Source organism: Nitrospirillum viridazoti CBAmc (assembly GCF_000730165.1).
Classification (GTDB): Bacteria; Pseudomonadota; Alphaproteobacteria; order Azospirillales; family Azospirillaceae; genus Nitrospirillum; species Nitrospirillum viridazoti.
Map to the genome: position 1 here is coordinate 161,333 of NZ_CP022111.1, position 24,840 is coordinate 186,172.

Below are 24,840 nucleotides of genomic sequence, written 5' to 3' on the forward strand. Positions count from 1 at the left end.
CTCGCCATGAAGATGCTGGGCAATTTCCTGCGGGTGGCGGTGCGCATCCTGGTGCGCGACCGTATGTATACCCTGCTGAACGTGGCCGGTCTCGCCATCGGCATCGCCGCCGCCAGCATGTTGGGCCTCTATGTCTGGCATGAGACGCACTACGACGGCTTCTTCAGCAAGGCTGGCCAGATCTACCGCGTCGACAAGACGGAATTCGTGCCCGGCCGCATGCCCATCACCTACGATTCCACGGCCAAGCCCCTGGGTCCGATGCTGAAGCAGGATTTCCCCGAAGTCGAGGCTATGGTGCGCGTCCACAGCGAGCCGGTGGTGGTGTCGCGCGACGGCAATGCCTTCCGCGAGCGGATGCAGGTGGTGGATGGTGACTTCTTCCGGCTGTTCGACCTGCCCTTCATCGCCGGCGACCCCGGCACGGCGCTGGCCGCCCCCGGCACCGTCGTGCTGCCGGAAAGCCTGGCGCGCAAGTATTTCAACGGCGTGGATATCCTGGGCCGCACGCTGACGCTGACCAACGGCATCAGCCTGACGGTCAGCGGCGTCATCCGCGACCTGCCGACCAATACCCACCTGCGGCGCGAGGCTATGCTGACCAACATCGGGACCCGGCTGGGCGAGAATTTCGACGGCTGGTTCGCCCGCATGGACACGACCTGGAACACCAACTTCATCCGGACCTACATCCTGGTGAAGCCCGGCACCGACCCGGCGGCGCTGACGGCGCGCTTCCCCGCCTTCCTGGCAGCGCGCGACCCCAACTATCTGTCGACCGGCACCAACAAGCCGGCCAAGGCCCTGGTCCTGACCGGCCTGACCCACATCCACACCGATCCCACCGGCGTTCCCGCCAACCTGTTGGGCGTACTGCACGGCCTGCTGGCCGTGGCTGCCGTGGTGCTGGGCATCGCCATCGTCAACTTCGTCAATTTGTCGACCGCCCGATCTTCCCTGCGGGTGCGCGAGGTGGCGGTACGCAAGGCGCTGGGCGCGCCGCGCGGGCTGCTGATCGGCCAGTTCCTGGTGGAATCGGTGTTGCTGACCCTGGTGGCCGCCGTGCTGGGGTACGTCCTGCTGGAAATGCTCATGCCCACCTTCGTGTCCGCGCTGGGCATCCGGTTCGACCGGGGTTATCTCTACAGCCCCTGGCTGCTGGTGGCGGAACTGGCGGGTGTGCTGGCGGTGGGCGGCCTGGCCGGCCTCTATCCGGCGCTGGTCCTGTCGCGGCCCACCGCCTCGGTCCTGCTGAAAGGCGGGACGGTGTCGTCGGGCGGATCGGCGGTGCGCACCCTGCTGGTGGTGGCGCAGTTCAGCGCCGCCATCCTGCTGGCCATCTCCACCATCGTCATCTTCCAGCAGACGCGCTACGTCAGCAGCCAGCAGCTGGGCTTCAACGCCGACGGCGTGCTGCTGGTGCGGGAGCTGCACCAGCCGGAGGCGCGCGCCCACATCGAAAGCTTCCGCCAGGCGCTGCTGCGCATCCCGGGCGTGGCCCAGGCGGGCGCCAGCTTCCATGCCCCCGCCGACGGGTCGGACAGCACCGACAACTACCATGTGCCGGGCACGGTGGACGACGGTACCATCGTCTTCCGCAGCGAATTCATCGGGCACGATTATCTGCAGGCCATGGGCGTGCGGCTGCTGGCCGGCCGCCTGTTCGACCGCGCCGCCACGGCGGATGCGCTGCGCGATCCGGCGGCGGCGGCCCCGACCGAGGGCATCCACAATGTGCGCCCCACCGATCCGCTGGGCCGCACGGTGGTGCTGTCCTGGCGGGCCGTTCAGCGCCTGGGCTTTCACACGGCGGAAGAGGCGGTGGGTCGCCAGGTGATCTATGACGTCGACTATCCGCTGACCATCATTGGCGTGGTGGACGACTGGCAGTTCAACAGTGCCCGGACGGAACTGCAGCCCACCGCCTTCCTGCTGGACGAACGGGGCCTGGATGTCATGGCCGTCCACCTGACACCTGTCGCCGGGGCCGCCACGCTGGCCGCCATCGACCAGCTGTGGAAGGATACCTTCCCCACCATCCCCGAGAACCGGGAGTTTCTGGACGACCATATCCGCGACGCCTACACCGGCGAGATGCGCCAGGGGACCCTGCTGGCGGGCTTCACCGGCTTGGCCATCCTGATCGCCTGCCTGGGCCTGTTCGGCCTCGCCGCCTTCACCGCGCAGCGCCGGACGAAGGAGATTGGGCTGCGCAAGGTGCTGGGCGCCGGCGTCACCGACATCGTGCGCCTGCTGGTCTGGCAGTTCAGCAAGCCGGTCATGGTGGCCAACCTCATCGCCTGGCCGTTGGCCTGGCTGGGGCTCAGGCGCTGGCTGCAGGGTTACGCCTACCGTATCGAGTTGAACCCGCTGGTCTTCGCCGTGGCCGGGCTGGCGGCGCTGGTCATCGCCTGGGTGACGGTCGCCGGCCATGCCGCCCGGGTGGCGGCGGCCAAGCCCGTGGATGCCCTGCGCTACGAGTAGGCGCAAGGCGGAGCGAGGATAGTCAAGGGCCGGATGGCCCGCTGGCACCTGAACGAAGAGGAAGGGGGCATCATGTTCGGCAATTTCCTGAAGGTCGCCGTGCGGGTCCTGGTGCGCCAGCGCCTCTACACCGCCCTGAACATCGCCGGCCTGGCGCTGGGCATGGCCACGGCGGCCATGATCGGCCTCTTCGTCTGGCATGAGATGCACTATGACGGCTTCTTTTCCCACGCTGACCGCATCCAGCGCCTGATCCGCACCTTCCACACACCCAGCGGCGCCGCTGTGACCGTGGCCGCGCAGGCCAAGCCCACGGGCCCGGCCTTGGCGCATGACTTCCCGGAGGCGGAGGCCGTGGTGCGGGTGGTGAACCATGCCGTGGCCGTGCGCCGCGACAGCGCCGTGTTCGAGGTACACCTTACCCTGGCCGACGCAGACTATTTCCGCCTGTTCGACTGGCCCTTCCTGGCGGGCGATCCCACCACCGCCATCAGCCAGCCCGGCACCGTGGTCCTGACGGAGACGACGGCGCGCAAGCTGTTTTCCAGCGTCGACATCCTGGGCCGCGCCGTCACCCTGACCTCGGGCGTGACGCTGACGGTGGCGGGCGTCATCCGCGACCTGCCGTCCAACACCGTTTTCCATATGGAGATGTTGGCCAACATCTCCACCCGTCTCAACGACGGCTGGGATGAGCCTTTCGCCGCGGCTGACACCCAATGGCACCACAGCTTCCTACGCACCTATCTGCTGCTGAAGCTGGGGGTGGAGCCGGCGTCCCTGGTGGCGCGCTTCCCCGGCTTCCTGGCGGCCCGCATGACGGAATACCTGGACACGGCCACGGGCAAGCCCAGCGCGACCCTGGACCTGCAGCCGCTGACCCGGGTGCATGTCGAGGGCATCAGCGACGACGGCGTGCCCCTCAGCCTGTTGGTCACTTTCCTGGGCGTGGGGGCGCTGGTGCTGGGGATCGCCGTCATCAACTTCATCAACCTGTCGACCGCCCGCTCCTCGCTGCGCGCGCGGGAGGTGGCCATCCGCAAGACCCTGGGCGGGCGGCGCGGCATGCTGGTGATGCAATTCCTGACGGAATCGGTGCTGCTGTCCCTCATCTCCGGCGCCTTGGCCCTGGTGCTGGTGGAACTGGCCATGCCCCGCTTCCTGGCGCTGCTGGACCTGCGCATGGATGCGCATTTCATGTCCGGCCTGTGGATCGCGGCCGTGTCGCTGCCCCTGGTGGCGGTGGTGGGCTTGGCCGGCGGCTTCTACCCGGCGCTGGTCCTGTCACGGCCTCGGCCGGGCGACCTGCTGAAGGGCGGGCCCATGGCGGCCGGCGGCGGGCGATTGCGCGCCATCCTGGTGGTGGCCCAGTTCGCCGCCGCCATCGTGCTGGGCATCTCCACCGTCGTCATGCTGCAGCAGACGCGCTACGCCAGTACCCAGCGCCTGGGTTTCATGCCGGAAAACGTCGTGCTGCTGCGCGGGCTGGACACGCCGGCGGGCCATGCCCACCAGCAGGCCCTGCGCGAGGCGCTGCTGCGCATTCCGGGCGTGATCGCGGCGGGCGGCAGCCTGTGGATGCCGGGCGACGGCTCCGATCGCTTCTCCTCCTACCGCCTGCCCGATACGCCCAAGGAGAAGGAACTGCAGCTGCGCACCGAGGGGGTGGACTTCGGCTACATGGAAGCCGTGGGCATGAAGATCCTGGCCGGCCGGCTGTTCGATCAGGCCCATCCCCAGGACGGCCAGATCACCCGGCCGGACGCGCCGGAGGATGAGGAGGCGCCCCAGGGGGACAGCATCGTGCTATCCGCCCTGGCCGTGACGCGCCTGGGTCTGGGCACCCCGCAACAGGCCCTGGGCCACACGGTGATCTATGGCGACCACACGGCCTTGACCGTCATCGGCGTGGTGGACGACGTGCAGTTCGACAGCGCCAAGTCGGTGCTGGAACCCACCCTTTACCTGATCGAACCCCGGTTCATGGACGTCATGGCGGTCCGGGTGGCCGCCGGCAGCGGAGCCGGTACCTTGGCCGCCATCGACGACACCTGGCGCCGCCTCTACCCCGACCTGCCGCTGAAGCGGGAATTCCTGGACGACCACATCCGTGACACCTACGCCACCACGGCGCACCAGGGCCAGCTGCTGGGCCTGTTCTCCGGCCTCGCCATCCTCATCGCCTGCCTAGGACTATTCGGCCTGGCCGCCTTCACGGCGGAGCGGCGGACGAAGGAGATCGGGCTGCGCAAGGTGCTGGGCGCCACCGTGCCCGACATCGTGCGCCTGCTCGTCTGGCAATTCAGCAAGCCGGTGGTCGTGGCGACGCTGGTCGCCTGGCCGGTGGCCTGGGTGCTGGCCGGCCGCTGGTTGGGCGAATTCGTCTACCGCGTCGACCGCGATCCCCTGGTCTTCGTCATCGCCGGCCTGGTGGCGCTGCTGATCGCCTGGGTGACGGTGGCGGGCCACGCCGCCCGGGTGGCCGCCGCCAAGCCGGTGCGCGCCCTGCGCTACGAATAGGATGCCCGCCCCATGCTGCTGAACTATCTGCGTGTCGCGTTTCGTGTGCTCGTGCGCCAGCGGCTTTACGCCGCCCTGAACGTGGCGGGCCTGGCGCTGGGCATCGCCACGGCGGCCATGATGGCGCTGTTCGTCTGGCATGAGACCCACTTCGACGGCTTTTATCGCGATGCCGGCCGCATTTTCCGCGTGCTTCCGGCACAATACCTGCCCGGCCATGAGCCCAGTCGCATGACGGTAACGGCGAAGCCCCTGGGGCCCGTCCTGGCGGCGGACCTGCCGGAGGTGGAGGCCATGGTGCGGGTGGTGCGTCACACCGTGGTGCTACGCGACAAGGGTGCGCCGGTGGAGGACCGCGTCGCGCTGGTGGATGCGCCCTTCTTCCGCCTGTTCGACTTTCCCTTCCTGGCGGGCGATCCGGCTACGGCGCTGGCCGGACCTGGCACCGTGGTCCTGACGGAGGGGCAGGCACGCCGCTATTTCGGGACGACGGAGGTCTTGGGCCGCACCCTGACCCTGACGTCGGGCGCCGGGCTGATGGTGACGGGCGTGGTGCGGGATCTGCCGTCCAACACCCTGTTCAGCCGCGAGATGCCCACCCAGATTTGGACCAACATCGCCACCAAGTTCCAGGACGGCTGGGACCCCTTGTTCGCCGACAAGGACACCCGGTGGCGGGACGAGTTCCTTCAAACTTTCGTGATGCTGCGGCCGGGCGTGGATCCGGCGGCCCTGGCGCCGCGCTTCCCGGCCCTGCTGGCCGCTCACCGCGAAGGCATGGAGGCCGTGGCGCCGGGCCTGGTGGAAACCCTGGAGCTGCAGCCGCTGACAGCCATGCACATCGAGCCGATCGAGGGCAGGGGCATATCTCCCGTCACGCTTGCGGGGTTCGTTGGCGTCGCCGGCCTGGTGCTGGCCATCGCCGTCGTCAATTTCGTGAACCTGTCGACCGCGCGGTCCTCGCTGCGGGCGCGCGAGGTCGCCATCCGCAAGACCCTGGGCGGGCGGCGCGGTCAGCTGGTGGCGCAGTTCCTGCTGGAATCGCTGCTGTTGGCCCTGGTGGCTGGCCTGTTGGGGCTGGTGCTGGTGGAACTGGCCATGCCCCGATTCCTCAACCTTCTGAACGTGCGGTTGGACGCGGGCTTCCTGTCCGGCGCCTGGCTGCTGGCGGCCATCTCGCCGCTGGTGCTGATCGTGGGTCTCGTGGGCGGCCTCTATCCCGCTTATGCCCTGTCGCGGCCCCGGCCCACCGATCTGCTGCGGGGAAGCCGAGCCACCGGCGGCGGCCGGCTGCGCGCTGCCCTGGTGATGCTGCAGTTCACGGTGGCCATCGTGCTGGGCATCGCCACCGTCGTCATAGGCCAGCAGACCCGCTACGCCAGCACGCAGAACCTTGGCTTCCGGGCGGAGGGGGCGGTGGTGCTGCGCGGATTGGACCGGCCGGCGGGATTGGCCGGCATCGACGCCCTGCGCGACGCGCTGCTGCGCATCCCCGGCATCGCCGCCGTCGGTGCCGCCGCCAATGTGCCCAGCGACCGCAGCGAATGGACCAACAACTACCGCCTGCCGGAGGCGCCGGAGGGATTGCCCGACCTGCTGATCCGGACCGAGCAGGTGGACACGGACTATCTGCAGGCCCTGGGCGTGCCCTTGCGGGCGGGACGCCTGTTCGATCCGGCGCGGCCCGGCGACATCACCAGCCATGCCGCCCTGCGGGCGGGTGGTGGCGGCGTCACCATTCCCGTCATACTGTCGACCACGGCGGTGCGGCGCCTGGGCCTGGCCACGGCGGAACAGGCCGTGGGACGCACGGTGATGTATGGCGGCGGCACCGCGCTGACCATCATCGGCGTGGTGGACGACGTGCAGTTCGACAGCGCCCGTTCCGGCTTCGAGCCCACGATTTACCTGGCCATGCATGACGACCGGTCCGTCATGCTGGTGCGTCTTGCACCCAACGCCGACGCCGCCACCCTGGCCGCCATCGACGACACTTGGCGCCGGCTGTTGCCCGACCTGCCGCTGGCACGTGAATTCCTGGACGACCATATTCGCCAGGTCTACGCGGACGAGGCGCGGCAGGGAGATCTTTTGGCCCTGTTCTCCGGCCTCGCCATCTTGATCGCCTGTCTGGGCCTGTTCGGCCTGACGGCCTTCACGGCGGAGCGGCGGACCAAGGAGATCGGCATCCGCAAGGTGCTGGGTGCCACCGTGGCCGACGTTGTGCGCCTGCTGGTCTGGCAATTCAGCAAGCCGGTGCTGGTGGCCAACCTGATCGCCTGGCCCGTGGCGTGGATGCTGATGGGGTGGTGGCTGGGCGGCTATGTCTATCGCATCGACCTCAATCCGCTGGTCTTCGCCTTGGCCAGCCTGGCCGCCCTGCTCGTCGCCTGGGCCACCGTGGCGGGCCACGCCGCCCGGGTGGCCTCGGCCAAGCCGGTCACGGCGCTGCGGTATGAATAAGGAGGCGATATGAATAATATGGCCCTGCTGCCGAACCTGCTGTCCGTCGCCGTGCGCATCCTGTTGCGCCATCGTGTCTATACCGCGCTGAATGTCACCGGGCTGGCACTGGGCTTGGCAGCTGCGTCCATGATCGGCCTCTTTGTCTGGCACGAAACGCACTACGACGGCTTTTTCCACGACGCCGGCCGTATCTATCGCTTGGGACATACGGAATATCTGCCGGGCCGGGCACCCCTAAGCTATCCGGTCACGTCGTTGCCCATGGCGGCGCCGCTGCTGCGCGATTTTCCCGAGATCGAACGGATCGTGCGGGTGGATTATGAACGCCTGGCGGTGATGCGCGACGGCACGTCCTTTGCCGAGATTGCCGCCATGGCGGACGCGGATTATTTCCGCCTGTTCGATTTCCCCTTCCTGGCCGGGCAGGGGGCTACGGCCCTTGACCGGCCCGGCACCGCCGTCCTGACCGAAAGGCTGGCGCGCAAGTATTTAGGTACCGTCGATGTCGTGGGCCGTGTCCTGACCCTGGCGTCCGGCGCCAGCCTGACGGTGACCGGCGTGATGCATGACCGGCCCAGCAACAGCCATTTGCTGGGAGAGCTGGTTACGCGGCTTGATACCCGGCTGAATACCGGCGTTGATGACAAGTTGGCCCGCCGGGCCACGATCTGGGACAGTTATTTCGTCGACACCTACCTGTTGCTGCGGCACGGCGCCGATGCGACGGCGCTGGCGGCCCGCTTTCCCGGTTTCCTAGCCGCGCATTTCCCCGGCTACCGGGACCCTGCGACAGGGAAGGAGACCATTGCCCTGTCGCTGACGGCCCTGGGCGACATCAACCTGGAACAGGGCGCCGATGGTGCCGGGGTTCAGGGCTTCCTGGGTGTCGCGCTTCTGGTGTTGCTGATCGCTGTCGCCAATTTCGTCAACCTGTCGACGGCGCGCTCCACCCTGCGGGCCAAGGAGGTGGCGCTGCGTAAGGTTCTGGGCGCTCCGCGGCGGGCCCTGGTGGCCCAGTTTCTGCTGGAATCAGTGTTGATGGCATTGGTGGCCATGGTGGCAGGGCAGGTGCTGTTGGAATTGGCCATGCCCCGCCTGCTGCAAGCCTTGGCCGTCCACATCGACACGCGCTTCCTGGTCAGCCCCTGGCTGTTTGGGGCCAACGTCGCTGGTGCCGTCGGTGTCGGACTGCTGGGGGGCCTTTACCCGGCCCTGGTCCTTTCCCGACCCGCCCCCGCCACCTTGCTGAAAGGCGAGGGCGCGGCGACCGGCGCCGGTTTCCGCATGGGCTTGGTGGTTTTCCAGTTCGCCGCCGGTATCATGCTGGCCATCGCCGCCGTCGTTATTTTCCAGCAGGCACGGTATGCCAGCACTCAGGCGCTGGGCTTCCAACCCGATGGGGTGGTGGTGGTACGGGACCGCTTTCCTCGCGCCGACGGGCAGTTGCCCCGGCTGAAGGCCTTCCAGGAACAGGTGGTGCGCCTCAAGGGCGTGGCGGTAGCCGGCGGCGCATCCGCCCTCCCTGGCGATGGCAATGAGGACACGGAGAGTTTTCGCCGGCCCGACGCACCCGATGACGGCGCAGCCATCCTGCGGACGGAGCCGGTGGATTACGAATTCCTGAAGGCGTTGGGCGTACACCTGCTGGCTGGACGCCTATTCGACGGCACCGCCCCCGCCGATGCCCTGCGCGTGGACGCCCCCGAGGATCAGGACCCGGCGGGAAGGACCATCGTGCTTTCCCTGGACGCAGCCCGGCGCCTGGGCTTTGCCGCCGCGGAAGAGGCGGTGGGCCAGACGGTGATCTTCGGCAAGAACTATCCCATGACCATCGTCGGCGTGGTAGACCCGGTGCGCTACACCGACGCTCGCATGGCGACACAGCCCGTGGTCTACGTTCTTGATCCAGCGTCGATTCGCAGTCTGGCCATCCGATTGACGGATGACGCTGGGGCGGACACGCTGGCGGCCATCGACGCGCTATGGCGGGGAATGTATCCGGATGCGCCGATGATCCGCCGCTTCCTGACCGATAGCCTGGCGGACCAGTCCCAGCAGGAACGCCGCCAGGCCCTGCTGTTGGGCGTTTTCACCGGACTGGCCTTGGTTATTGCTTGCCTGGGGCTGTTCGGTCTGGCGGCGTTCACCGCCGAGCGCCGTACCAAGGAGATGGGGCTGCGCAAGGTCATGGGGGCCGGCATTCTCGACATCGTCCACCTTATGGTCTGGCAATTTTCCAAACCCGTCCTGCTGGCGGAGATGATCGCCTGGCCCCTTGCCTGGCTGGGGCTGCGGCATTGGTTGGCGGGGTTCACGCTGCGCACGCCGCTCGACCCCCTGGTCTTCGTCACGGCCGGCGCGGTCGCATTGGCGATCGCCTGGATCACCGTCGCGGGCCACGCCGCCCGGGTGGCGGTGGCCAAGCCGGTCAAGGCCCTGCGCTACGAATAGGCGGCGAATAGGGGCCATGCCCGGCGGCGGCTTGCCTTCGGTGGATCGGCGGTCCAGCCTGATCCCCTTGCTTCAACGAGGGGAAACGGATCATGGCGGTGACGGGTGCCGATGTCGAGGCGGCGGCGGAGCTGTTGGCGGGCAAGGCGGTGGCCACGCCCCTGATCACCAACGCGGCCCTGGACGCGGCGGTGGGGGCCCGCGTGCTGTTGAAGCCCGAGGTGCTGCAGCGCACCGGTTCCTTCAAGTTCCGCGGCGCCTACAACCGCCTGGGCCGCCTGACGGCCGAGGAACGGGCGCGGGGCGTGGTCGCCTGGTCGTCCGGCAACCATGCCCAGGGTGTGGCGGAGGCTGCCCGCCTGGTGGGCACCAGGGCCACCATCGTCATGCCGGCCGACGCCCCCGCCATCAAGGTGGCGGGCACGCGCGCCCTGGGCGCGGAGATCGTGTTCTATGACCGCCTGACGGAGGATCGTGAGGTCATCGGGCGCGACCTGTGCGCCCGCACCGGCGCCGTGCTGGTGCCTTCTTACGACGACGTGCACATCATCGCCGGCCAAGGAACCGTGGGGCTGGAGATCGGGCGCCAGGCGGCGGCCCTGGGCCTGACGGTCGACGCCTGCCTGGTGAACTGCAGCGGCGGGGGCCTGGCCACCGGCACCGCCCTCGGCCTGAAGCAGACCTTCCCCCAGGTCAGCGTGCACACGGCGGAGCCTGAAGGCTTTGACGATATGGCGCGGTCGCTGGCCGCCGGTGAACGGGTGGCCAACGCGTCGGGCGGCAAATCCTCCTGTGACGCCCTGCTGGCACCTATTCCCGGCACCATCACATTCCCCTTGGCCCAGGCGCTGCTGGGCCCCGGCCTGGTGGTGACGGAAGCGGAGGTGCGCGCCGCCATGCGATTCGCGGCCGCGAATCTGAAGCTGGTGGTGGAGCCCGGCGGGGCCGCCGCCCTGGCGGCGCTGCTGGCCGGCAAGGTGGAAACGGCCGGCCGCACCATCGCCGTGGTGCTGTCCGGCGGCAATGTCGACCCGGCCTTCTATGCCGAGGTCTTGGCCGAGGCGGCCTGAGGCGCTTACGGTAAGGGAAATGACCCCGGCGCCGGGGCCACAGGAAAGGGACGAGCGGCATGGAACTCGAAGACCGGTTGGCGGTGAAGCTGCTGGCCCAAGCGCAAGCCCTGCTGGGCAAGGCGATGAACGAGACGCTGTGCACCCATCCCGACCGCCGCCTGGTCCGCGCCCTGGTGGACGAGGTCCAGGCGATGATCGCCGAGTTCGGAGATACGTATTTCGAGGACAGGGCCGCTAAGGATCAGGCCGCTTCCGGCTGATCGGTGCCGTTGCCATCCAGCTGGGGGCCTTCCCAACTGCGCCAGATCTGGCCGCGGCTGTCGCGGGTGCGGCGCTGATCGGCGATGGCCGCCTCCAGGCTGCTCACGGCCCGCTCCAGCGCCCGCACGCTGCGGAAACGCTGCCCGTCCAGGGCCTGGAACAGGCTGTGCGAGGCGAAGAACTGGACGTCCCGGCCGTCCTGGACGGCCAGCCCCGCCGTGTGGCGGGCGGTCTCGATGATGACCGCGGCGGGCGCGGGCGCCCGGGCGATGTCCTGATTTTGAATTCGCTGGCTCATGGTGAGCTCCCTCTACACCTCCGCCATTACGGGGGTGTGAAAACAACACGATGGTTTTGTGGCTCAAACCCCGAGGGGGAGGAGCGCTGCGGCTGGACAAGGGCGGGGCGTGCACGCGCGCGCCCGACGGTTCGTCAACAGCGGCAGCCCATGCGCATGTGGGGGCAGCGGTCGGACAAGGAACGGCCGGACCAGGATTGGACGAGCAAGGAGCGGCCGGATAGGGCGGCAGCCTTGGCAGGGAAGCGGGGTCGGGTCGGGAAAGTGCGGGTCATGGCTGGTCCTTCACGTTCCGGAGGAACCACGAAGGGGCTTCGTGGCGCTTTAGCGGTTGGTGACGCGGCGCAAGCTGCTCCGTCAAATGGCCGCGGGCCGGTTGGCCGGGCCCCCCACCGAAAAAGGGAACGAACGGGCGGTTGTTCCTGGACGGCGAAGGGCCCGGCGCTGGCCGGGAAGGAGGGCTGGGAGCGCCCCTTCCTTGATGCCAAGGCTGTCATCCGTCGTCCGCACTGTCAATAATGATAATAATGACGAATCTTTAATGTTGAATTGAGGATGGCGTCACTATCGGCCGTTTTCCTTGGGGCCTTCCCCTCGCGATGGCGGGGCGGAGAATGCCGATAGGGCCAGCCGATGTCGGTGACGGTTGTCACGCCGCCCCTATTCCGTTCGGGCATGCGGCAATTCAACATATTGCCGTGTTGAATTTACGGTAGATCACGCACGCGGGCACGGGCATTGACAGTTGCCCCCGCTCGTTGATCCTATGCCGGCCGGCTTAATCCCCGTCATTCGCCTGCCCACCCTCGAAGGGAATTGCCCCCATGCGTCGTGCCCACTCGTCCCTGCTGACGGCCCTGCCGCTGATCGGCGCGCTGCTGGCGGCCCCCGCCTCCCAGGCCGCCGACCCGGTGGTCCACATCGGCTACATTCCGGTGCTGGGTGCCGCGCCGGCCTACATCATCAGCCAGGAAGGCTGGGACAAGCAGGCGGGCTTCGAGCTGAAGCTGACGCAATTCGACAGCGGCCCCAACATGATCCTGGGCCTGGCCTCGGGCACGCTGGAGGCCTACATGGGCGGCATCGGCCCCCTGATGGTCGCGGGTTCGCAGGGCATCACGGTCAAGGTCGTGGCCTCCACCGCGGTGGAGGAGCTGGTGGTGGCCGGTGGGCCGGAACTGTCGGCCGAGGCGGCCAAGGGCGGCACCAAGGCGGAGGCGATTTCCCGCCTGGCCGCCAAGCTGGGCCGGCCGGTTAAGATCGCGACGCAGCCCGTGGGCTCCATCCCCGACACGGTGCTGAAGTACTGGCTGCAGGAGGATGAGCACGTCGACGCGGCCAAGGTGCAGATCGTGCCCATGGGCATCGACGCCACCCAGCAGGCGCTGCTTGCCGGGGCGGTGGACGCCGCCACCGTGCGCGAGCCGGCGCTGACCATCATCCAGGACCGCCTGCCCACGGTGAAGGTGCTGGCCTACGGCAAGGACATGATCAAGGACCAGCCGGGCACCGTGCTGGGCGTCACCGGCGCCCTCGCCAAGGACCATCCGGAACTGGTGCAGAAGCTGGTGGAACTGGTGGACAAGGCCGTCACCTTGATCGCCCAGGATCCGGCGCGCGCGGCGGCGGACGTGGAAAAGGTGCTGGGCCGCGGCATCGTGGATGTGAAGACCATGCAGCGCGCCCTGACCTCCCCCGCCTCGCAATTCGTGGTCGACCCGCGCCGTATCGTGGAAAAGACCAAGACCCTGCAGGACTTCCAGGTGAAGACCGGCGTCTTGAAGAAGGCGGAGCCGCTGGATACCCTGTTCGACGCCAGCTATTACGAAAAACTCCATAAGTGAGCGTCGTCGTTTGACCTCCCCAACACCGCCGGATCAGCCCGGGGCCGCCCTGCCAGCCCCGGGTAAACGCATACCGCCGTCCGCTTTCCTGGCCAAGCCGTCCCGGCGGTATCGCGGCCTGTGGGCATTGCTGGGCGTCATCGCCTTTCTGGTGGTGTGGGAGGCGGTGCCGCGCCTGGGCTTGGTGCGCCCCGTCCTGCTGCCGCCGCCCAGCGCCATCCCCCAGGCCTTCGCGGCCGAGGTGCGCAGCGGGGCCTGGACGGCCGCCATCCTGCAAAGCCTGGGGCATTATCTCTGGGGCCTGGTCATCGGCTCGGTCGGCGGCATCGCCGCCGGCGTGCTGACCGGCATGTCCCGGCGGCTTGAGGATTTCACCAGCTGGGTGGTGCGCCTGCTGCGCCCCATTCCGGGCCTGGCCTGGGTGCCCTTCGCCATCATCTGGTTCGGTGTCACGCCCACGGCCGCCATCTTCATCATCGTGCTGGGCGTTTTCTGGATCAATTACTTCGCAGCATTGGGCGCGGTGCAGGCCGTAGACCGTGACCTTCTGGAGCTGGCCGATGCCTTCGGCCACCGCTCCACCCCGGCCAAACTGGTCAAGATCGTGCTGCCAGCAGCGTCCGGCGCCATCCTGGCGGGCCTGCGCACCGGCCTGGGCCAGGCCTGGATGTCGGTGGTGGCGGCGGAGCTGTTCGGCGTGCCGGGCCTGGGCCAGCGCATGATGCAGGCCAGTTCCCTGCTGGCGACCGACATCGTCATCGTCTACATGGCCACCATGGCCCTGTTCTACGGCCTGGTCGACATGGGCTTCGTCGCCCTGCGCGACCGTATGATGCGGTGGAAGGCTTAAGATGGCGCAGACTGCCCCCATGATCGAGATCCGCGATCTCAGCCTGGCCTTTCCCAATCCCGCATCGCCTGACGGCCGCACCTTGGTGCTGCGCGACTTCAACCTGTCGGTGGCGGCCGGGGAATTCATCGCCATCGTCGGCGCCTCGGGAGTGGGCAAGTCCACCCTGCTGCGCGTCGTGGCCGGCCTGGTCCCGCCCAACAGCGGCACCGTGGCCCATGCCCGCAATGGCGCGTCGAAAGGCCGCCGGCCCTATGGCCTGGTGTTCCAGGATGCGCGTCTGCTGCCCTGGCGCACCGTGCGTGCTAACGTCGCCTTCGGCCTGGAAGGGCTGGGCCTGCCCGGTGCCGAACGCCGCCGGCGGGCGGAGGAGGCGCTGGCCCTGGTGGGCCTGGCCGACAAGGCCGGCCGCTGGCCGCACCAGCTGTCGGGCGGGCAGCGCCAGCGCGTGGCCATTGCACGCGCGCTGGCGGTCGATCCCGACCTGCTGATGATGGACGAACCCTTTGGCGCCCTGGACGCCATCACCCGGCAGACTCTGCAGGACGAACTGCTGGACCTATGGCGGCGCACGTCCAAGACCATCCTGTTCGTCACCCACGACATCGATGAAGCCGTCTATCTGGCCGACCGCGTCATCCTGCTGGCCGGATCGCCCGCCACCGTGCGGTCGGAAGACAGGATAGGCACCGCCCGCCCCCGCGCCCGCGACGACAACGCCGCCCGCGCCCTGGCGACCCGCATCCGTGACCGCCTGTCGGACCTGATGGACGGCGGCGGGATTTGATATGGGCGGGACGTTGTCATTCATGGATGAATAGTTTGCCTACGAACTTGGGGAATTTTCCCGCATGGCTGAATAGGTAAGGGTTGGGCATCCGCTCATCCCTTGCCACGGATCTGACGCCATGCCCGTTGCCGCCTTTCCCCGCCTGCGCCCCCCACTGCGCATCATCGCCGTCGTTGCGGCGCAGCTGATCCTGGGGCAGCCCGCCGTCGCCGCCCCGCCTGCGCCCCCGCTGACCGTCGCCGTGCAAAACCCTGATGCCGTGTGGAACGCGGTGGCGGTGGAGGGTGCCCGTGTCTTCCTGGCCGGACCGCGCTGGACGGGGACGAAGTTGCCGCCCCTGGTCGTGGTGGCGGGCGGCGGCGCGCCCAAGCCCTTTCCCGACGCCGGTTGGAATGCCTGGGTGCCCGGGGCCGATCCGGCCCGCGCCTTCGTGAACATCAACGCCATCCACCGTGATGATTCCGGCGGCCTGTGGGTGGTGGATACCGGCGCCCCCGACTTCGGCGGCGATCCACTGCCGCGTGGCGCCAAACTGGTGCGCATCGACCTGAACACGGGGCGCGTCGATCGCGTCATCCCCTTGGGCGCCGACGTCGCCCGCCCCGGCAGCTATGTCGATGACATCCGTTTCCACGGGTCGCACGCCTATCTGACCGATGCCGGGCAGCCGGGCCTGATCGTCCTGGACCTGGCCACCGGTGTCGCCCGTCGGGTGCTGGACCGTCACCCGTCCACCGTGGCGCCCGCCGACCGGCCCATAGTCGTGGATGGGGAAACGGTGCTGGCGCCGGACGGCAGGCCCCTGGCCGTGCATTCCGATCCGCTGGAGGTTAGCCCGGACGGCGAATGGCTGTACTACGCGCCCCTGGAAGGGCCCTGGTCGCGGGTGCCCACCCGCTTGCTGGATGATCCCACCGTGCCCGCCGCCACCCTGGCCGACGCGGTGCGACCTTGGATCGACCTGCCGCCGGTGGGCGGCACCGCCATGGGGCCGGACGGCAGCCTGTACTACACCGACCTGGCGGCCAACGCCGTGCGTCGCCGCGCGCCCGATGGCCGTGTGACCAGCGTGGCCCATGACGCGCGCCTGCACTGGGTGGACGCGCCCTACCTGGCAGCGGATGGTACCCTGTGGCTGCCGGCGGCGCAGATGGACCGCGTGGCCCTGTTCCACCACGGCAAGAGCCAGGTGCGGATCCCCATGACCATCTTCACGGTCCGGACCCGTTGAGCGCAGAGAGGCCGGGGCGATGACCCCGGCCTTCCCATCCCAACAGTTCGGTTCAGCTCAGAACTGCTCCTCCGACAGGGCCATCAGGGTGCGGTGACCGGTGCGGATCAGCTCGGCCAGGCCCAGCGATGGGCCCACCACCTGTTCCACGAAGAAGCGGGCGGTGATCAGCTTGCCCTCATGGAAGGCGGCGTCCTGGCCCTGGGCCAGCGCCTGGTTGGCGGCGATGGCGCCGCGGGCCAGCAGGAAGGCGCCGGCGACGTTGCCGAACAGGGTCAGGTAGGGCACGGCCCCGGCGGCGGCCGCGCGCGCGTCCGCCTTCACATGGTCCACCAGGAAGGACGTCGCGTCCTCCAGCGCCGCGATGCCCCGCTTCAGGCCCTGGGCGATGACGGCCAGGTCGTCGCCCGGCTGGGCGGCGGCCGCGTCGGCCGTTTCCGCCATCAGGGCGAACAGGGCGCGGGCGGTGGCGCCGCCGTCGCGGCCCAGCTTGCGGAACACCAGGTCGTTGGCCTGGATGCCGTTGGTGCCCTCGTAAATCGGGGCGATGCGGGCGTCCCGGTAATACTGGGCGGCCCCCGTCTCCTCGATGAAGCCCATGCCGCCGTGCACCTGCACGCCCAGGCTGGCCACCTCGACGCCGATGTCGGTGCTCCAGGCCTTGGCCACCGGGGTCATCAGGTCGTTCAGCAGGCCGGCCTGTTTGGCGGCCTCCGCGTCCGGATGATGGTGGCGGCCGTCCAGGGAGGCGGCTGTGAAATAGACGATGGCCCGCGCGGCCTCCACCTTGGACCGCATGGTCAGCAGCATGCGGCGCACATCGGGGTGGTGGATGATGGTCACCGGCTGCGGCCCGCCGGCCACGTCGCGGCTCTGCACCCGGGTCTTGGCGTAGGCCAGCGCCTGCTGGTAGGCGCGGTCGCCGATGGAGACGCCCTGCAGGCCGACTCCTAAGCGGGCATTGTTCATCATGGTGAACATATACTCGATGCCGCGATTCTCCTCGCCCACCAGGTAGCCCACGCAGGCCCCCTTGTCGCCATAGCTCATGACGGCGGTGGGGCTGGCGTGGATGCCCAGCTTGTGCTCCAGGCCCACGCAATAGGCGTCGTTGCGCTCACCCGGGGTGCCGTCGGCGTTCAGCAGGAACTTCGGCACGATGAACAGCGAGATGCCCTTGGTGCCCGCCGGCGCGTCCGGCGTGCGGGCCAGCACCAGGTGGACGATGTTGTCCGTCCAGTCATGGTCGCCATAGGTGATGAAGATCTTCTGCCCGCTGATGCGATAGGTGCCGTCGTCCTGGCGCACGGCGCGGGTGCGCACGGCGCCCACATCGGAACCCGCCTGCGGCTCCGTCAGGTTCATGGTGCCGGCCCATTCGCCGGAGATCAGCTTTTCCAGGTACCGCGTCTTCTGCTCATCCGACCCGTGGGCGGTCAGCAGTTCCACCGCCCCCTGGGTCAGCAGCGGCCCTAGCGCGAAGGACATGTTGGCGCTGGTCCAGGTTTCCAGCAGCGCGATGAACAGGGTCCAGGGCAGGCCCTGGCCGCCGTGGTCGGGGTCGAAGGGCACGCTGTTCCAGCCGCCCTCGACGAACTGGCGGTAGGCGTCCTTGAAGCCGTCGGGGGTGCGCACGCCCGTGTCCGTCAGCTTCGCGCCCTGGCGGTCGCCCGCCACGTTCAGGGGCGCCAGCACGTTGTCGGCCAGCTTGGCGCCTTCCTCCAGCACGGCGTCCACCAGGTCGGGGGTGGCGGCCTCGAATGCGGGGTAGGCGGCAACTTTGTCCAGGCCGACGACGGAATTCAGGACGAAACGGATTTCCTTCAGGGGCGCTTGATAGGTCATGGTCTCTCGGGTCCTCCCGGGGGACCCGCCGGTGGGGGCCGGCGCCCGTCGCTTCAGGATGGGGGCGGGGCCCGGCACGGCCGGCGGGGGTGCTCAATGTTATTGGGCGGGCGGGCCCGATCATTGAGCGGAAGGGCCACGTCCCGTCGACGCGGGGCCCATCCTGCCGGGACGGCGGCGGGCGGGCAAGCGTCGCCGAAAGTCCAGCCCGGATCCCGCCGCCGCGACGGACTGGCACGCCCCTTGCTTTCCCTACAGGCCAGCATCGGATCGGCCCCCATCGGCCGGTCGTTTTCCAGGTAAGTGAGGTCCGGTCGTGAACAGCGCACTGTCCACCACGCAGTTGACTGCAGCACAGGGTTTGGCGTCTTCCGCCCCCGCCAGGATCGTGGCGGCGGTGCAGCAGGCCAGCACCAGGGCCGGGGTAGATTTTTCCTATCTGCTGAAGCAGGCGTCGGTGGAAAGCGGCTACAACACCAATGCCAAGGCCAGCACCAGCAGCGCCACCGGCCTCTACCAGTTCACCGACTCCACGTGGTTGAACATGGTGCAGCAGCATGGCGCGGAGGTCGGCCTGGGGCAGTACGCCAGCGCCATCAAGACCCGCAGCGACGGCAGCGCCTACGTTTCCGATCCCGCCACCCGGCAAAAGATTCTCGACCTGCGCAAGGATGCCGATACCTCGGCCATGATGGCGGCCCAATTGGCCCAGGACAACAAGACCACCCTGCAGCAGCAGGTGGGCGGCACCATCGGCGGGACCGAGCTGTACCTGGCCCATTTCCTGGGCGCCGGCGGCGCCTCCAAGTTCCTGAACGCGCTGAAGAAAAACCCCAACCAGGCGGCCGACGCCGTGGTGCCGGACGCCGCCGACGCCAACGACGCCGTCTTCTATGACGGCAACGGCAAGGCCCTGTCCCTGGGCCAGGTCTACGACCGCTTCGCCAAGAAGTTCGACGGTATGGGCGGTGCCAGCGCGGACAAATATGCCGGGTCCACCACGCTGGGCACCGTGCAGACGGCCGACAGCACCTCCCAGCCGTGGGACATGGTGCGGGGCGCCAGTTCGTCCAAGATGCCGCTGTCCACCTATACCATCATGATGCTGAACGCCCTGGCCGCGCCCACCGAGGATGAGGACCAGGACAACAAGGACGGCTACAGCCAGCAGGAACAGCGCATGACCACCAACCGCGCGCCCAACATGGCCGCCGCCTACATGGCCAGCGCCTAAAGGGCGGTGGCCTCCGGCGTCGCCGGCACGGCCATCCACGCTTTCACGCCGCCGTCGCTGACCTGCCCCAGCTGGCCGCCGCACTGTCGCGCCAGCTGTTCCAGCAGCAGGTGGCCCAGGCCGGTGCGGGCCGGGCGGGGATGATGGTTGCCATTAGTGCCGGAATCTTCTGCCGGCCCGGCCGTTGTTGCCGGGCTTTCGCCGTTGGCGGCGGGCGGCGGCAGGCCGACGCCGTCATCCTCCACCCGCAGCACCCATCGCTGCCCCTCCGTGCCCAGGCGCACGGCGACGGTGCCGGGCCGCCCGGCGGGGAAGGCGTATTTCAGCGCGTTGGTCAGCAGCTCATTGGCCGCCAGGCCCAGGGTCACGGCGGCCCGCTGCGGCAGCTTCAGATCCTCGACCTCGACAGTGAAGGTGATGGGGCGGCCGGCGACATGGGCGGCGGCCAGGTTTTCCACCAGCTGGCCCAGGAAGGCGCGGGCCGGCACGAAGGGCTCGCGCTGCAGCCGCTGCAGGCTGGAATAGACCAGGCCCAGCACCCGCACCCGTTCCCCCGCCTTGGCCAGTTCCCCCGCCTCCTTGGCGCCCGCCCGGCTTTCCGCCACCATCAACAGGCTGGACACGGACTGCAGGTCATTGCGGATGCGGTGATAGATTTCACGCAGCAGCATGGCCTGCTGCTGTTCCCCCGCCGCCAGGGTGTCCAGGGCGTCATGCAAGGCCGCGATGATGGAAACCACCACCAGGCTGGTCACGACGAAGAGGGCGGGGCCCGCCCAGCCCTTGGGCGGCAGGGCCGACAGCCGGTCGGGCAGGGTGGCCAGCTGTTGCGTCCAGGGTATGCCGTCGTCGGCCGGTGCGAAGAAGGGCAGGGCCAGCGTCGTGCTCAGGACCACGGCCACCAGGCCGGGCCCGACCCCGAACCACAGCGTGCCCAATACCAGGGCCGGGAAGAAATGCACGACGGGATAGCCGTCCAGCACGTCGTCCAGCGCGATACGCACACCGAACGCCAGGCACACCAGCAGGGCGGCCCCGGCATAGCGTACGGGCGCTGGTCGCCGTCGCAGGGACAGGAAGGTCGTGATGAACGGCTTCATGGCGGCTGATCATACAGTCGCCTCGGCCGAACGCACTACTGCGGATGGCTAGAATCGTTGGGAGTACGGCCGCTAAAAATGGACCAGGGCCGGATCTTCCGCCCGGCCGGCCATCATCTGGCCGCCGCACGCGCCACCCGTCATCTGGCGCGGGACGGATACGGCGGCATCGCTGTCATCGGCCAACGGGGTCTGCCCCACCAGGGTACCACCCCGCAGCAGCCTAAGGTAAAGGGGCAGGGGTGAGGGGTGAGGGCCAATGGGGGTCGAGGTCTTGCCAGGCATAGGCTCTCTCCCTCTCTTGGGGTGGGCCGGCGACTCCTACGCGGCGGCACCACGGGCTCCTTTATCTCTACAACCCAGGGTCTCATGGCCCCCGAGTCGCCGTCAATTGACGCCAAAGGTCAGTACTGGCCTATGCCTGGGCCCGGCTTTCCCGAAAAATCCTGCCTATTGGGGTAAGATTTTCCCTGGGTTCATGAGGTCGCGCGGATCCAGCAGGCGTTTCAAGCTTGCCATAAGATCGATTTCCAGGGGTGACCGCGCGCGTGCCAGTTCGTTGCGTTTCTTGTTGCCGATGCCGTGCTCGGCGCTGATCGACCCATCCAGCTCCAGCACCACGTCGTGCACCGCCCGCATGATCCGCTCGCCCAGGGCTAGGAAGGCGTCGCGGTCGGCCGGGTCGTCGCTGTCCGGCCGGGCGATGTTGTAGTGGATGTTGCCGTCCCCCAGGTGGCCGAAGGGGTAGGGCCGGGCGCCGGGGCACAAGGCCGCCACCGCCTGGTTGGCCCGCTCGATGAACTGGGGGACGCGGCTGACCGGAACGGCCACGTCATGGTGCAGGGCGCCACCCACCTTGCGCCCGATCTCCGGCAGGCCCTCGCGCAGGCGCCACAGCTTCTGCCGCTGGTCGCCGCTGGCGGCCAGGGTGGCGTCCGTCGCCTCCCCCGCGTCGATGGCCTCGGCCAGGGCCGCCTCCACCGTGTCGCGCAGGGCATCGCCGGGGGTGCCGGCCGTCAGTTCCGTCAGGATGTACCAGGGGGATGGTTCGGACAGCGGGTCGTTCTGTTCGCCCAGGTAGCGGGCGGCGCCGTCGATGGCGAAGCGCGGCATGATCTCGAAGGCCGAGACGGCGTCGCCGCTGGCTTGGCGCAGGCGCTTCAGCAGGCGCAGGGCGGCGGTCACGTCGGGTACCGCCACCAGCGCCGTTTCCATCTGGCGCGGTCGGGGCACCAGCGACAGGGTGGCGGCGGTGATGATGCCCAGCGTGCCCTCTGCACCCAGGAACAGGTGCTTCAGGTCATAGCCGGTGTTGTCCTTGCGCAGGCGGCGCAGGCCGTTCCACACCTGCCCGTCGGGCAACACCACCTCCAGCCCCAGAACCTGGGCGCGGGCGTTGCCGTAGCGCAGGGTCAGGATGCCGCCGGCATTGGTCGACAGGTTGCCGCCGATGGTGCAACTGCCCTCGGCGCCCAGGCTCAGGGGGAACATCAGGTCCACGTCGTTGGCGGCCTGCTGCACCGTGGCCAGGATCACGCCCGCCTCCACCGTCATGGTGTGGTCCAGGGGATCGATCTCGCGGATGCGGTTCAGGCGGCCCAGGTTCAGCAGCAGGCTGCCCTCGGCCGCCAGGGCGCCGCCCACCAGGCCGGTGTTGCCACCCTGGGGCACCAGGGCGATGCCTGCCTCCGCCGTCAGGCGCACCACGGCCGCCACTTCTTGCGTGCTGGAGGGGCGCAGCAGGGCCAGCGGCGTGCTGACGGCGTTGCCGCGCGCTTCCGTCAGGTAGGGGGCTTGCGCGTCCGCATCGGTGATGTAGCCGCCGGGCCCGAGCAAGTCGGACAGGGATTTCAGGCAGGCCTGGGCGGATTCTGAAAGGCGGGTGCTCATGGGGCTTCATCCGGAATCAGGGCCACCAGGTCGGTGATGCCCACGTCCTGGCCGGCCTGGGTCAGCAGGGTGGTGACCTGGCCGCGGTGATGGGTCTGGTGGTTGAAGAAATGCACGATCAGGTCGCCGAAGCGGCGGGCGCAGGCTGTGCCGGTGCTGCTGGTGTAGGCCAGCACGTGGTTCAAATCGCAGGGGCGGATGCAGGCGGCCCACTGGCTGATGGCCGTGTCCATCACCTGGCGATCTGCCGCCAGGCTGGCCAGGTCGGCATACAGCGCCTCATCCAGGCGGGTGGGGGGCGGCAGAGCCATCACCGGGTCCAGGGTGGTATAGCCGGCGGGGTGGGTGCGGAAACGGCGCAGCCACAGCAGGTCAGCCACCATCAGATGGTTCAGCGTGCCCAGGATGGAGCGGAAGAAGGCTCCCCAGTCGGCGGTCAGGGCCTCGGCCGGCAGGCGCGCCGCCGCCTCCAGCACCTTGGCGTTCATCCAGGCGTTGTACTGGGCCAGCAGGACGATGTGCCGGGGATCGGCCATGGGCGGGACCTCGGGAAGCCAGGGGCGTTTGGCGCCAGAGTGTCCGCTCCCGCCCGCTGTGATCAAGTCCTAACGGTGTGGTCCGTCAACCGGTTCCGTCTTAGGGCCGGGGTGCCGCCGCCCGGCGCAGGCGGTCATTGATGGCCAGGCCCAGGCCTACCTCGGGGATGGCCATGACGGCGATGCCGCTGAGGCCGGGCTTGTCCAGCTTGCGCAGCATGGCGAACAGGTTGGCGGCGGCCTCGTTCAAATCGCCGGTGGGCGACAGGTTCAGCCGCTCCGCCCCGCCCAGGACGAAGCGGTCGGGGCCGAAGCCCAGCAACGCTTCATCCTTGGCGGCGTTCAGCGCGTTCAACCGCACCGGCAGGCCGGGGGCGTAGTGGCTTTCCAGCATGCCGGGCGCCTTTATGCCAGTGCCCGGGGTCGCGGCGCGCTGGATGGGGCCCAGCACGGCCTCGATTTCCTCCGGCGTGATGGAACCGGGGCGCAGCAGCACCGGGTGCTCGCCCGACAGGTCCAGCACGGTGGACTCCACCCCCACCGGGCAGCGGCCATCCGCCAGGATCAGGGCCAGGCGGCGGCCGCCGCCATCAGGAAATTCCTCGCGCACATGGATGGGTGCGGTGGGGCTGACGTGGCCGGACCGGTTGGCGCTGGGGGCGGCGATGGGCCGGCCGCTGGCCTGCAGCAGGGCGCGGGCGGTGGGATGGCGCGGCACCCGCACCGCCACCGTGTCCAGCCCGGCGCTGACCAGCAGCGAGAGGGCGGCATCCGCCCGCCGGGGCAGGACCAGGGTGAGCGGGCCGGGCCAGTACAGGTCGGCCATCTGGTGCGCCCGCTCATCCATCACGGCGTAGCGCTCCACCGCCTCCACATCCGGCAGATGGACGATCAGGGGGTTGAAGCTGGGGCGGCCCTTGGCGGCGAAGATGTCGGCCACCGCCTGGTCGTTGCCGGCGTCGCCGCCCAGGCCGTAGACCGTCTCCGTCGGGAAGGCCACCAGCTTGCCGCCGGCCAGCGCCTGCGACGCGCGCTCCAGCGCCTCTTGGGTGGGCGGGGACATGTCGGGGGCTGTATGGGACTCGGTCACGGGGCGGCACCTGGCAAAAGGGATCACCCTATCTAGCCCACCCGTGCGCCCGGTCCAAGGGTAGTGGCCGCAGGGCCGGCCTCGCCTTTTGGGGCATCACCCATTGTGCACTGCACACTTGCCCGCCACCGTCGCCGGGTCCACACTGCCGGCCACGGTCATTCCTGAAAGGGGGAGCCATCATGGCGGGGCACGTCGTCACCATCGCGCAGCAGAAGGGCGGGGCGGGCAAGACCACGCTGGCCATCCAGCTGGCCGTCGCCTGGTCGCTGGCCGGGCTGCGCGTGGCGGTGGTGGATATCGACCCCCAGGGCAGCCTGACCGCCTGGTTCGGCCTGCGCGTCCAGGCCCTGGACGATCCCGGTCTGACCCATATGCAGATCAACGGCTGGCGCACCCAGAAAGAGGTGGAACGCCTGGCGCGGGAACATGACGTGGTGGTGGTCGACAGCCCCCCGCATGCCGAGACGGAGGCGCGCATCGCCGTGCGCGTGGCCGATCTGGTGGTGGTGCCGGTGCAGCCCAGCCCCATGGACCTGTGGGCCACCCGCCCCACGCTGGAGATGGCCAAGGCGGAAAAGCGGGCGGTGCTGGTGGCGCTGAATCGCGTGCCGCCCCGCGCCAAGCTGGCCGATCGCCTGACAGAGGCGGTGGCGGGATTGGGCGTGCCCATGGCCGAGGCTGCCATCGGCAACCGCGTCGGTTTCGCCGGCGCCATGATGGATGGCCTATCGCTGCAGGAGACCGATCGCCGCGCCAAGGGGTCGGAGGAAATTGCCGCCCTGGCCGGCGAAATCCTGGCCCGACTGGGCGGCACCCTGGCGTCCGGCACCCGCAGCGCAAGCGCCTGAGGCTGGGCTGCATCCGCGCGGGTGCC

The 24,840-nt window shown here is 69.0% G+C and carries 19 protein-coding genes; 12 read left to right on the forward strand and 7 right to left on the reverse strand.

From position 1 onward, the window contains the following. Positions 1-6: 6 nt before the first annotated feature. From Y958_RS14220 to Y958_RS14245, 6 genes are all read left to right on the forward strand, one after another. Entirely contained in the window at positions 7-2,484 is a 2,478-nt protein-coding gene (locus Y958_RS14220) for an ABC transporter permease (protein ID WP_088872749.1), read from the forward strand. A 33-nt stretch (positions 2,485-2,517) separates the two neighbouring features. Further along, on the forward strand, positions 2,518-5,004 hold the full coding sequence (locus Y958_RS14225; RefSeq protein WP_088872750.1) for an ABC transporter permease: 2,487 nt from the start codon (positions 2,518-2,520) through the stop codon (positions 5,002-5,004). Between the two features lie 12 nt (positions 5,005-5,016). Further along, on the forward strand, positions 5,017-7,467 hold the full coding sequence (locus tag Y958_RS14230; protein ID WP_088872751.1) for an ABC transporter permease: 2,451 nt from the start codon (positions 5,017-5,019) through the stop codon (positions 7,465-7,467). Between the two features lie 9 nt (positions 7,468-7,476). Beyond that, positions 7,477-9,921 (forward strand): ABC transporter permease, encoded by a 2,445-nt coding sequence (locus Y958_RS14235; RefSeq protein ID WP_088872752.1) that lies wholly within the window; start codon positions 7,477-7,479, stop codon positions 9,919-9,921. Between the two features lie 92 nt (positions 9,922-10,013). Beyond that, positions 10,014-10,991, forward strand: coding sequence for a threonine ammonia-lyase (locus Y958_RS14240; protein ID WP_088872753.1), 978 nt, complete (start codon positions 10,014-10,016; stop codon positions 10,989-10,991). 59 nt (positions 10,992-11,050) lie between these two features. Further along, positions 11,051-11,254 (forward strand): hypothetical protein, encoded by a 204-nt coding sequence (locus tag Y958_RS14245; RefSeq protein WP_088872754.1) that lies wholly within the window; start codon positions 11,051-11,053, stop codon positions 11,252-11,254. Here Y958_RS14245 and Y958_RS14250 read toward each other — a convergent pair. After that, positions 11,236-11,553, reverse strand: a complete 318-nt coding sequence (locus tag Y958_RS14250; RefSeq protein ID WP_088872755.1) for a hypothetical protein — start codon at positions 11,551-11,553, stop codon at positions 11,236-11,238. The genes Y958_RS14245 and Y958_RS14250 overlap by 19 nt on opposite strands. Before the next feature lie 824 nt (positions 11,554-12,377). On the opposite strand from Y958_RS14250, the gene Y958_RS14255 reads away from it, so the two are divergent. The 4 genes from Y958_RS14255 to Y958_RS14270 all read left to right on the forward strand — a co-directional run bounded on the left by Y958_RS14255 (position 12,378) and on the right by Y958_RS14270 (position 16,268). Continuing rightward, positions 12,378-13,397: an ABC transporter substrate-binding protein gene (locus Y958_RS14255; RefSeq protein ID WP_088872756.1), complete on the forward strand. Its 1,020-nt coding sequence runs from the start codon at positions 12,378-12,380 to the stop codon at positions 13,395-13,397. 10 nt (positions 13,398-13,407) lie between these two features. Then, a complete protein-coding gene (locus Y958_RS14260) occupies positions 13,408-14,247 on the forward strand; it encodes an ABC transporter permease (protein WP_425600682.1) in 840 nt (279 codons plus the stop codon). A 1-nt stretch (position 14,248) separates the two neighbouring features. Continuing rightward, positions 14,249-15,034 carry an ABC transporter ATP-binding protein gene (locus Y958_RS14265; RefSeq protein WP_088872757.1) on the forward strand — a complete coding sequence of 262 codons (786 nt, stop codon included), beginning with the start codon at positions 14,249-14,251 and terminating at the stop codon, positions 15,032-15,034. A 121-nt stretch (positions 15,035-15,155) separates the two neighbouring features. Next, a complete protein-coding gene (locus Y958_RS14270) occupies positions 15,156-16,268 on the forward strand; it encodes an L-dopachrome tautomerase-related protein (protein ID WP_088872758.1) in 1,113 nt (370 codons plus the stop codon). A 57-nt stretch (positions 16,269-16,325) separates the two neighbouring features. Here the strand turns inward: Y958_RS14270 and Y958_RS14275 are convergent, their stop codons facing one another. Next, the gene (locus Y958_RS14275; RefSeq protein ID WP_088872759.1) at positions 16,326-18,113 is read right to left on the reverse strand and encodes an acyl-CoA dehydrogenase; all 1,788 of its coding nucleotides are present in this window, start codon (positions 18,111-18,113) and stop codon (positions 16,326-16,328) included. A 316-nt stretch (positions 18,114-18,429) separates the two neighbouring features. Between Y958_RS14275 and Y958_RS14280 the strand changes: the two genes are divergently transcribed. After that, positions 18,430-19,347 carry a transglycosylase SLT domain-containing protein gene (locus Y958_RS14280; protein WP_244909517.1) on the forward strand — a complete coding sequence of 306 codons (918 nt, stop codon included), beginning with the start codon at positions 18,430-18,432 and terminating at the stop codon, positions 19,345-19,347. On the opposite strand, the gene Y958_RS14285 is transcribed toward Y958_RS14280, so the two are convergent. The 5 genes from Y958_RS14285 to Y958_RS14305 all read right to left on the reverse strand — a co-directional run bounded on the left by Y958_RS14285 (position 19,344) and on the right by Y958_RS14305 (position 23,936). Next, complete coding sequence (locus tag Y958_RS14285; RefSeq protein WP_088872761.1) at positions 19,344-20,447, reverse strand: sensor histidine kinase; 1,104 nt, start codon at positions 20,445-20,447, stop codon at positions 19,344-19,346. The two genes, Y958_RS14280 and Y958_RS14285, sit on opposite strands and share 4 nt — an antisense overlap. Before the next feature lie 72 nt (positions 20,448-20,519). Continuing rightward, positions 20,520-20,732: a hypothetical protein gene (locus Y958_RS14290; RefSeq protein ID WP_088872762.1), complete on the reverse strand. Its 213-nt coding sequence runs from the start codon at positions 20,730-20,732 to the stop codon at positions 20,520-20,522. 165 nt (positions 20,733-20,897) lie between these two features. Continuing rightward, positions 20,898-22,337 carry an FAD-binding oxidoreductase gene (locus Y958_RS14295; protein ID WP_088872763.1) on the reverse strand — a complete coding sequence of 480 codons (1,440 nt, stop codon included), beginning with the start codon at positions 22,335-22,337 and terminating at the stop codon, positions 20,898-20,900. Continuing rightward, positions 22,334-22,873, reverse strand: coding sequence for a DinB family protein (locus Y958_RS14300; RefSeq protein WP_088872764.1), 540 nt, complete (start codon positions 22,871-22,873; stop codon positions 22,334-22,336). Before Y958_RS14300 ends, Y958_RS14295 begins: the two co-directional genes overlap by 4 nt. A gap of 100 nt (positions 22,874-22,973) precedes the next feature. Further along, positions 22,974-23,936: an L-threonylcarbamoyladenylate synthase gene (locus tag Y958_RS14305; RefSeq protein ID WP_088872765.1), complete on the reverse strand. Its 963-nt coding sequence runs from the start codon at positions 23,934-23,936 to the stop codon at positions 22,974-22,976. Between the two features lie 209 nt (positions 23,937-24,145). Between Y958_RS14305 and parA the strand changes: the two genes are divergently transcribed. Continuing rightward, complete coding sequence (parA, locus tag Y958_RS14310) at positions 24,146-24,814, forward strand: ParA family partition ATPase (protein ID WP_088872766.1); 669 nt, start codon at positions 24,146-24,148, stop codon at positions 24,812-24,814. Positions 24,815-24,840 lie beyond the last annotated feature (26 nt).

Bases quoted from the DNA above. Each gene is read 5' to 3' on its own strand.
- Y958_RS14250 (WP_088872755.1), bottom strand. From the start codon at position 11,553: ATGAGCCAGCGAATTCAAAATCAGGACATCGCCCGGGCGCCCGCGCCC.
- Y958_RS14285 (WP_088872761.1), bottom strand. From the start codon at position 20,447: ATGAAGCCGTTCATCACGACCTTCCTGTCCCTGCGACGGCGACCAGCG.
- parA (WP_088872766.1), top strand. From the start codon at position 24,146: ATGGCGGGGCACGTCGTCACCATCGCGCAGCAGAAGGGCGGGGCGGGC.
- Y958_RS14235 (WP_088872752.1), top strand. From the start codon at position 7,477: ATGAATAATATGGCCCTGCTGCCGAACCTGCTGTCCGTCGCCGTGCGC.
- Y958_RS14300 (WP_088872764.1), bottom strand. From the start codon at position 22,873: ATGGCCGATCCCCGGCACATCGTCCTGCTGGCCCAGTACAACGCCTGG.
- Y958_RS14230 (WP_088872751.1), top strand. From the start codon at position 5,017: ATGCTGCTGAACTATCTGCGTGTCGCGTTTCGTGTGCTCGTGCGCCAG.
- Y958_RS14245 (WP_088872754.1), top strand. From the start codon at position 11,051: ATGGAACTCGAAGACCGGTTGGCGGTGAAGCTGCTGGCCCAAGCGCAA.
- Y958_RS14295 (WP_088872763.1), bottom strand. From the start codon at position 22,337: ATGAGCACCCGCCTTTCAGAATCCGCCCAGGCCTGCCTGAAATCCCTG.
- Y958_RS14265 (WP_088872757.1), top strand. From the start codon at position 14,249: ATGGCGCAGACTGCCCCCATGATCGAGATCCGCGATCTCAGCCTGGCC.
- Y958_RS14290 (WP_088872762.1), bottom strand. From the start codon at position 20,732: ATGCCTGGCAAGACCTCGACCCCCATTGGCCCTCACCCCTCACCCCTG.
- Y958_RS14255 (WP_088872756.1), top strand. From the start codon at position 12,378: ATGCGTCGTGCCCACTCGTCCCTGCTGACGGCCCTGCCGCTGATCGGC.
- Y958_RS14220 (WP_088872749.1), top strand. From the start codon at position 7: ATGAAGATGCTGGGCAATTTCCTGCGGGTGGCGGTGCGCATCCTGGTG.
- Y958_RS14270 (WP_088872758.1), top strand. From the start codon at position 15,156: ATGCCCGTTGCCGCCTTTCCCCGCCTGCGCCCCCCACTGCGCATCATC.
- Y958_RS14225 (WP_088872750.1), top strand. From the start codon at position 2,518: ATGGCCCGCTGGCACCTGAACGAAGAGGAAGGGGGCATCATGTTCGGC.
- Y958_RS14240 (WP_088872753.1), top strand. From the start codon at position 10,014: ATGGCGGTGACGGGTGCCGATGTCGAGGCGGCGGCGGAGCTGTTGGCG.
- Y958_RS14275 (WP_088872759.1), bottom strand. From the start codon at position 18,113: ATGACCTATCAAGCGCCCCTGAAGGAAATCCGTTTCGTCCTGAATTCC.
- Y958_RS14305 (WP_088872765.1), bottom strand. From the start codon at position 23,936: ATGTCCCCGCCCACCCAAGAGGCGCTGGAGCGCGCGTCGCAGGCGCTG.